General features: G+C 68.0%; 7 protein-coding genes and 2 pseudogenes. 5 read left to right on the forward strand and 4 right to left on the reverse strand.

The genetic code is table 11. The features are described 5' to 3' along the window. Positions 1–179 precede the first annotated feature (179 nt). On the reverse strand, positions 180–1,721 hold the full coding sequence (locus ABZ646_RS33725) for an ISL3 family transposase (RefSeq protein WP_360527492.1): 1,542 nt from the start codon (positions 1,719–1,721) through the stop codon (positions 180–182). Between the two features lie 68 nt (positions 1,722–1,789). Next, positions 1,790–1,927, reverse strand: a pseudogene (locus tag ABZ646_RS33730) (ferredoxin); the annotation flags it as partial. Between the two features lie 753 nt (positions 1,928–2,680). Here ABZ646_RS33730 and ABZ646_RS33735 point away from each other — a divergent pair. From ABZ646_RS33735 to ABZ646_RS33755, 5 genes and pseudogenes are all read left to right on the forward strand, one after another. After that, the gene (locus tag ABZ646_RS33735; RefSeq protein ID WP_360527474.1) at positions 2,681–3,094 is read left to right on the forward strand and encodes a hypothetical protein; all 414 of its coding nucleotides are present in this window, start codon (positions 2,681–2,683) and stop codon (positions 3,092–3,094) included. Positions 3,095–3,337: 243 nt separating this feature from the next. Further along, positions 3,338–3,613: pseudogene (locus ABZ646_RS33740) on the forward strand (SsgA family sporulation/cell division regulator); the annotation flags it as partial. A 40-nt stretch (positions 3,614–3,653) separates the two neighbouring features. Beyond that, positions 3,654–3,983, forward strand: a complete 330-nt coding sequence (locus tag ABZ646_RS33745) for an NIPSNAP family protein (RefSeq protein ID WP_360527477.1) — start codon at positions 3,654–3,656, stop codon at positions 3,981–3,983. Between the two features lie 593 nt (positions 3,984–4,576). Continuing rightward, entirely contained in the window at positions 4,577–4,966 is a 390-nt protein-coding gene (locus tag ABZ646_RS33750; RefSeq protein WP_360527480.1) for an SsgA family sporulation/cell division regulator, read from the forward strand. Positions 4,967–5,367: 401 nt separating this feature from the next. Further along, a complete protein-coding gene (locus tag ABZ646_RS33755) occupies positions 5,368–5,769 on the forward strand; it encodes an IclR family transcriptional regulator C-terminal domain-containing protein (protein WP_360527483.1) in 402 nt (133 codons plus the stop codon). A 95-nt stretch (positions 5,770–5,864) separates the two neighbouring features. On the opposite strand, the gene ABZ646_RS33760 is transcribed toward ABZ646_RS33755, so the two are convergent. Together ABZ646_RS33760 and ABZ646_RS33765 are read right to left on the reverse strand one after the other, a co-directional pair. Next, complete coding sequence (locus tag ABZ646_RS33760) at positions 5,865–7,319, reverse strand: MFS transporter (RefSeq protein WP_360527486.1); 1,455 nt, start codon at positions 7,317–7,319, stop codon at positions 5,865–5,867. Between the two features lie 451 nt (positions 7,320–7,770). After that, complete coding sequence (locus tag ABZ646_RS33765; protein ID WP_360527489.1) at positions 7,771–8,424, reverse strand: TetR family transcriptional regulator; 654 nt, start codon at positions 8,422–8,424, stop codon at positions 7,771–7,773. Positions 8,425–8,534: the final 110 nt, after the last annotated feature.

Consider the following 8,534-nt stretch of genomic DNA (forward strand, 5'->3'; position numbering starts at 1 on the left):
CAGCATCGCGACCAGTTGCTCGTCGGACACGGACGCAGGCCGCCCCGACTGGGCACTCTCGACAGGCTCCACGGTCTCCAACTCCACGGCGGTGTAAGTCACTTGACGTCTCTCCCATGATCGTCGGATCCGCCGTTAGATTGGCCCTGTCTCACATTCGGTGGTGACGGAGCGTGCGGCTATCCGAGGAGGATGCGATGCCGGAGCAGGGTGAAGCTTGCTCGTCCGTGCATCTGGCGTGCGATCCGTTTGGTCTTGGTGTTGACGCCCTCGGTCGGACCGTTGCTGTAGGGAAGCGTGAGTGCGGCGATCACGGCGTCGATGTCCCGGTCCAGGCCCCGGGTGAAGGCGTGGAGGTGGGGCAGGTCGGCTGTTCGGACTCGGGCGATCCAGCGTGTGAGCGCATCGGGATTGTCGGTGTGTGGCGTAATGAGCGGGGCGAAGTCCCGGATACCCGCTGCCAGTTGGGTCATCTCGGGGCAGGCGGCGGTGAGTTTGGCCAGGAGCTCGTGCTGCTCGGCTTTGAGGTTGTCGGGCCTGGTCAGCAGCATCCGGGCGAGTCGACGTGGCGAGATGTGGCTGCGGTCGGCGTCCGCGCGGCCTTGGTTGATGTACTTGTACAGAAGATTCAGACAGCCCGTGAAGCCGAGGGCTTTGATCTCTTCGAAGAGGTGCAGGACGGGGACGCCGGGATCCTCGGTCCGGCGTTTGCGCAGGTGCTCGCGGTAGGGATCGACCAGGCTGGCACGGTACTTGGGGACGCGGAGCATGCGCTCGGGCCGGTCAGCGCGGGCGTAGCGTTTGACGGTGTTCAGGGCCAGTTGCAGGCGGCGGGCGCATTCGAGCAGGCCCACGCCCTGGTCGATCAGGCCATGGACCTGGTGCCAGCGCTCCAGGGTGGTCTGAGCGCGGGGCCCGTCGTAGATCGGCGCGTCCAGTACGGTGGCCCAGCAGGCGCTGTGTGCCTTCACCTCGCTCAGGGCGGCTTCGCACAGGTTCTTCCATAAATGCCAGCGATCACCGACTTGCACCGCGTCAGGCAGGGCGCGGCGGATGGCCTCGGCATAGGTCGCGGAGCCGTCCCGGCATACGACCTCGATGCCCGGATGCTCGCGCAGCCACGCCTCCAGGGTGTCGGCCGTGCGGTCGGGCAACACGTCGATCCGCTCATGCGTCTCCGCATCGATGATCACTGTGGCGTAGCGGTGGCGCCGGCGCAGAGCGAAGTCGTCGACGCCGATCACACGGGGCGCCCGCCCGGTGGGCAACGGGATCCGCAGGAGGGCGCGCAGAGCCGTGTGACGCGAGACGCCCGCCGCGAGTATCGCCAGCAAACGCGCCCCTGCCCGGCCCGCTAACTCCTTGACCACCGCCTTGACTTGCCTGGTCAGGCGGGTCGTACGCCGCTGGTATCGGTCCAGGACTCCGGGCACCTGCTCGCGGAAGGTATGTCGGCAGCCGCGGGTGGGGCACACCAGACGTCGCACCCGCACACGGACCACCACCCGTCGTTCGTCGACCGGCACGTCAGCCACCGTCCGCCAGTGATAACCGTGCACCCGCCCCGACGAGGCCCCACACACCGGACAGGCCGCAGTGTCCTGCGGAGTCCGTGCCCGCACCACGACTCGCTCGCCCTCGTCGACCACATCCTCGATGACCAGTGGGGACAGCCCCGAAAACACCGTCTGCACAAGCTCGTTGACATCCTTCACACGGATACCAACGACACCTCACCACTCTGCGTCACCACCGAATGTGAGACAGGCCCGTTAGATTTACACTCCCCAACCTGCAGGCGCCGCTCATCGTCAGGGTTCGGCTCATAGGTAAGCGCCTCCTGGCCGTTCAACTTGAAGACCTCGTGCGCCAGATACACGCATTGCGCGTATCCCTGGCACCGATTCAGGTCCACGACGATCCGCATGGGCAGACTCCTTCCGCTCTGCCTCCGCCCCACGGCGACCATCGATCCGGTCATGCAGCCTCGATCATGAAGCCCAGGGCCGGTTTCCCAAGCCTCCGTCAGGCGACGGGGCCGGATGCAACACCCGCCGCCCCGGCCAGGCCACCGAATGAGCAGGTTCTGTCCAGTTCGCTGCGCCGCTTCTCTCACCGTGACGCTTGTCGACTGTGACCGTGAACGTGGTTGTAGCCCAAGGGGGCGCTGCATCGACGGTGTCGGCATCAGGGCATGCCCCGGTCATCACGCCCTAAGAAAATAGTCGTCCCGCCTTCCGGCCATCGCAAACCCGCCTGTGCGGCGAACTGGACGCATCCGTGACTTCGAGCCCTCACTCACCGGGCTGAGGCGATCTCCGGGCCGCTGAGGCCACCGATCACCAGGCCCCGCTCCGGCCGCCCTCTCGCCGTCCGGCCAACCCGACCGCGTCCTGGCGCTTGTGCCGAGTGGACACACCGCCGCGGCCAAGGCAAGGACGGTCAGCGTGGCGAGGGAGCGGCGAGGACAGCTCGCGCTGAAGAGCGACATCTGCTGGCGCTTGTGCCAGCCGGTCAACGGTTACCTTCGTCACTTCGACATTTCCATACGACGTATGGTAACAATGGAAACGCGCTTCCATACGACGTATGGAACTGCTCGCTCGGACCACACCGGGCGCCACACATCGCCTGGCAGAACCGCCGTTGGCGCAGATCACCCCCTCGAGAAGGAAAAATCATGAGCAAGCTCGCGAAGCGCATCGCCCTCACTGTCTCCTCCGTCGCGGTCGCCAGTGCCGCCGTTCTCGGAGCCGGTGGCACCGCTTCGGCCGCGCCCCTTGAGTCCACGCACGCCCAGCACCCGACCGACGGGGCCGTGGCCGCTGATTCCAGCTGGGACCACGGTGTCGGCTACCTGCTCGAGCGGGGCTACTCCTGCGACGAGACCCGCGGCTGGCACCAGGACCGCCACGGCAGCGATTCGACCCGGCACGACTGCGACGGGCTCTACTACCGCGATGGCCACTTCTACCGTTGGGAGGACGAGGGACACGACTGGACGTCCGACAGGTCCTACCGCCACGACGGGAACCGCTTCGAGCACGACGGCGAGGGCAGGCACCACCATGACCTGAGCCGCGACGACCGGTGAGACGGGTATCGGCCATGTGCGCAAGCAGTTCCCCTCGGCCCTGTCCCTGCCGGCGGCGGGGATCCGTCTGGCGGTCCGGGGGCGGCGTCCCCGACCGCCGGCCGAGCGAGTGCAGCGCCACTCCTCATGCGGTGCGCCAGTGCCGTCCGGCGCCCGCGCCCTGCCGTACCGCCTCCGCCCGCGCTGCCTCATTGCCACAGACCGGTGTGAGGCACTGCCGAGCCATACCCGGCAGCGGCTGACGAGCCGGTCGAATGGATCCCGGGGCCGGATCTTCTGGCTGACGGTCTGGAGGGTTCCGCAGGCCACGCGGACGTCCGGATCTGGTCGGCCACAGGGCGGGGTGACGAGTCGATCTACATCGCCCTCGGGTCTTCCGCGGGCACCGCCCTGCTCGAGGTCCACGTGCAGGACATCTCGTCCTTCCTTCAGGACACCCAGGCTCTGGTGCAACGGGATACCGAGTCCGAACTCATCGACTGGGATGCCGAACTGGCACACCTCCTCCCCCGAGGCTGACCGCCGACCATCCATGCTCAGAAGCAAAGGAACCAGTGTCATGTCCCAGTACCAGCTCCGCGTCTACACCCTGCGCAGCTCCGACGCGCTCACCGCCTACGAGAAGATCTGGGCGCAGCACATTCCCGGTATGGCCAAGCACCGGATCACCACCCACGGCGTCTGGACGGTGCCCGCGGCGCCCGGAAGCGACACTCCCCGGCTGTACGCCCTCGTTTCCTACAAGGACGCCGACGACGTGCAGGAGCGGCTGGAGGCATACCTGTCGAGTCCTGAATTCCGCGCGGACATGGAGGGCTTCGACATCAGCCAGATCGTCGGCCTCGACGAGACCCTCCTGACGCCCACCGTGGACTCACCCTTGCGCTGACGGTCGGCCTGCGACGAGTGACGCGGCCAGAAGAGCCGGTATCCGGCTGCCCTGCGATGGTGGTTCCGGTGTCGTCGATGGCGGCCCACCAGTGGTGGCCCTTGCCGGTATCGATGCCGATCCATGAGCAGGGCACCTGTGTGGTCATGTGCGTCTCCTCGGACTCGGACAGCGTGCCGTTCCGGTCCAAGGACGGCTCTGCTCTGCGTGACCGGGCCCCGGCAGCCACGGCCGGCGTCGAGGTGGGGACCGTGACGAGTCGGTTCACTACAACCACGACCGGTACGGAGTCGATCGCTGAGACCAAGGGCGCCCTTGTCCGGCAGCCCACCGTTGGTCACATCTCCGTGATGGCCCCGGCCGAAAGCAGTGGCCCCGCGTGCTCCCGTCGGCCGGGCGCCCTTGCGACGGCACGAAGAACTGCTCATGCGGGTGTCCTCGTGCCGACCGCCACCGGCCCTCGCAGTAACCGCATGTCTGTGCAGCCTCTTTGAATCCGACGACAGTCCTTCCGATGGCCCTCCCCGGATGACTCGAAGCACCAGGAGTAAGACCCAATGAAGTCATTGAGAACTGTGATCCAGGGGCTACCTGTGAAGCTCGTCGGCGTGCATGCGACGTCCTTGTCCATGATCATGAATCTTCGGTACGAGCCGAGTGATCCCTATGTGGTCCATGCCGCATTCACCACCGATGTCGACAGCGACAAGCTGGTGGAATGGATCATCGGGCGCGATCTGCTGATCGACGGCCTGGAGGGCCCTGCCGGCGAGGGAGACGTCCGCATATGGCCCACCGGCGAGGAGGGCTGCCGCGACTTGTACATCCTTCTCAACCCGCCGTCCGGTACGGCCCTGCTCAAGGCCCCAGCGCAGGAATTCAAAGCGTTCCTGCAGGAAACGGAGGCAGTGGTGCCCCGGGGGGCCGAGCTCGGCCACAGTGACTTCGACCGCTTGCTGGCGCGCTTCCTCGCCGAAGGGTGAGTCCTGGCAGGGTGCGACATCAGGCAGACACCCGGACGTCTGCGCCTCGGTGTTCACCGCCAGGGCGAGTGGAGGTCGGCAGTCGCGGTGTCGAGGGCGGCCGGGCCGAAGCCAGGCTCGGTCAGGATGTTCGCCGCGACTCCGCGGCCGACCCGCCCCGGTGAGACCAGCCGCCACGCGGCAACCCGCTACCCGCGTCGCATCGCCCACCTTCCCGCGCTTCGTAGCTCGCCGCTCGTCGGCAGGCTCTGCCGCAGAGACGCACCTGAAGGCGTTTACGTCGTCGTGGTGCGCCCTGCAGCGGACGTCTGGCAGCCGTTCGTCCGCTTCGCGCTCGCCCCGCAAGCCCGCTGGTGGACGACGGCCGAGTTGCCCGTGCTGCGAGCCCCGTGCGCTAACGCGTGGGGGGCCGTCTTCCTCTGACGTCCACCGGCGTAGGACTGGTGCTTCTCGCCTTCGCACCGCCGGCCGTCCAGGAGCAGGCCATCGCCGCCTACGCGGCGGAGCACGGCGAAGACGACATCCGCACCCCCGCCGACCTGCGCCGTGTGCTGGCGGAGGTACGGCGCGGCGATCACGCTGTCGGCCACCGGAGCCGTCCTTGGCAGGTGAGCACCGTGGCCGCGCCGGTACGTGACGGCGGCGAGGTGGTCGCGGCGTTGTCCGTCGTGGCGCCCGGCACCGGTTCGCCGAACCCGGCGTACGGACCGGCCGTGCGCGCGACGGCGCGTGCGATTTCCCGCCGTCTCGTCGAGGACGGTGGTCGGACGATGCCCGTAGAAGCCGTGCACGGGCACCGGTAGCGTGCCCGGGCCGCCCGCGCCGGCTGCCGTTGTGCGCTCCTTTGAGCGTCCGGCCCGGTGGTACGGGGTGGACCCTTGGGGCGGTACCTGGCCCGCTACATGTGCACGACAGGTGCGGCGTTCTCGTTCTGCCGGGGCACACCCCGTCGGTAGAGGAAGGCGGTGACGATCAGGCCGGCGACGAAGACGGCCGCCGACCACCAGTAGGCCGTGGAGTAGCCCGCGAGGCCGGCCTGGGCCAGGACGCCGGGGTCCTTGGGATCGCGACCGGAGTGGTAGTCGGTGGCGGCGCCGGATGCCATCGTGCTGAGCAGGGCGACGCCGATGGAACCACCCACCTGCTGCAGGGTGTTGACCGCGGCCGAGGCGACGCCGGCATCGGTTGCCGCCACGCCGGAGGTCGCCAGGCTCATGGCGGGCGCGATGACCGTGCCCAGCCCGATGCCGACGAGCACCAGCTGGGGCAGTACCTGCGTCACGTATCCGCTGTTCAGGTCCAGCTTGGTCATCCAGATCAGCCCAGCGGCCGCAAGGGTCATGCCCAGCGGGACCACCGGCTTCGGTCCTATACGCGCCACCAGGACGTTGTTGGCCACGGCGGAGGCGGACGACGAGGCCACGATCATGGGCAGGAAGGCGAAGCCGGTGTTCAGAGCGCTGTATCCGAGGCTCTGTTGCAGGTAGTAGGTGAGGAACAGGAACACGCCGAACATGCCCGCGCCGGTGACGAAGAGGGCGGCGAAGGAGGCGCCGCGGTTGCGGTCCAGCAGGACGCGCAGGGGCAGCAGCGGAGACGCCGCCCTGGTCTGCCACCACACGAAGACGGCCACCAGTACGGCGCCGGCTGCCAGCAGGATCCAGGTCGCCGGCGAACCCCAGCCGTGCGTTTCGGCGTTCGAGAATCCGTAGACCAGGCAGAACAGGCCGATGGAGGCCAGCAGGGTGCCGGGTACGTCGAGCTTGGAGGACGCGTCGCGCGGGGTGCGGTGCAGCAGGGCCGCCCCACCGGCGAACGCCACCACCGCGAAAATGACGTTGACGTACATGGTCCAGCGCCAGTCCAGGTACTGGGTGAGCACGCCGCCGAGAATCAGGCCGATGGCTCCGCCGGCACCGGCGACCGAGCCTGCGACGGTGAAGGCTTTGGCCCGCTCGCGCGGATCGGTGAAGGTGGTCATCAGGATCGAGAGGGCGGAGGGGGCCAGCAGCGCGGCGAACAGCCCCTGCACGGCACGCGCGATGACGAGCGCGTCGAAACCGTTCGCCGCGCCCGCAACCATGGAAGCGGCCGCGAAGCCGGCCAGACCCACCAGGAAGGTCACCTTCTGACCGGCCAGGTCCGCGATCCGGCCGCCCAGCAGCAGCAGGCTGCCGAAGGCCAGCGCGTAGGCGGTGACCACCCACTGCCGGTCGGCGTCCGAGAAGCCCAGGTCGTGCTGGGCGGACGGCAGGGCGATGTTCACGATGGTGCCGTCAAGGACGCCCATCAGCATAGACAGCGAAACGACCAGCAGAATCCACCAGCGCCGCTGGTGGACCTGCTGGGGCATATTCTCAGGTGCGGTCTCGGCGCCGCGAGCAGCGGCGGTGGCGTTCTGGGACATGGGGGGGGCAGTCCTCCGGACAGCTGATGCGGGGGGGGTGGCGGAAGAGAGAAGAACCGGTCGAGACCGGGTACGGCTCGTCCGGCACGGGGCGCCACCTCGCGCTCGCGGCAGTACTGGGTGGCATGACCGCCTCGGTGAACGGATGGGTGACGCGGCTCGACGAGGCCGGCGATCTCCCGCTTCGGGAAGGAGATCGGGAACAAGCCGACGGCCATGGTCATTTCACTGGTCGGCGCCATACGGCTGCCGTGCAGAGGCTGTGGAACCACCCCGCCGGGCGGCGTTCCCCGATGTGACGGGGGTGGGTGGCTCCCGCATGCCGCACCCCTAGATCGCCCGACGGCGAGGCGCGGCTCAGCAGCCTGTCTGCGGCGCAGCGCTCAAAAAGTGTGGCTCAAAGGCCGGTTTCCCGGCCGTCACGATCGCCGGTGAGCCGGCTTTCCAGACCGGTGATCAGCGTGTCCATCACGAGGCGGAACATATGGTCCTGGTCAGGGCCTTCTGGGACTACGTCCACAGAGTCAGGGTCTGCACCCCCGTCCCCGTCTTCACCGTCGTCCAAGCCGGGAGGCTTGAGGGTCGACCACTGGTGGAGCGAGCCGTTGAGTTCGGCGGCGAGGACTCCGATGACGACGGCGACCATCAGCGCGGCGATCTCCGAGACCTCTGACCGCGGAACCCCGGCAGCCGCCACGATCGCGGTGAGCGCGGTCCAGAACGGGTCGTCGGGCTGGATGAAGTCCGGCTGGTGGCTGAACGAGTAGGCCATCAGTTCGGGGTGGCGGTGCGCCAGCGTCCGGAAGTCCATGGCGAGCAGGCGGATCCGCTCCTGCCAGGGCGCGTCCTCCAGTGTCACGGTGCGGAACTGCGCTCCGACCATTCTCGTCACGCCGCGCAGCACGGCTTCCTTGTTCGGCACGTGGTGGTACAGCGACATGGGATTCGCGTCGAGTGCGGTGGCGAGCTTGCGCATGGTGAGCGCCTCGACCCCGTCCTCGTCGATGAGCCGCAGGGCAGCGGCGTAGATCCCGGCCTCGGTCAGAGGCACGTCCCTCTTCCTCGTTCCCCGCGGGGGACGCCTCACCTTCTTTTCCATACCTCGTACGGTACCTGGCCTTCGGGGTCAGGGAAGAAGAAATCGCTGGGCATGCGGAAACC

Source organism: Streptomyces sp. NPDC007162, assembly GCF_040634175.1.
Taxonomy (GTDB): domain Bacteria; phylum Actinomycetota; class Actinomycetes; order Streptomycetales; family Streptomycetaceae; genus Streptomyces.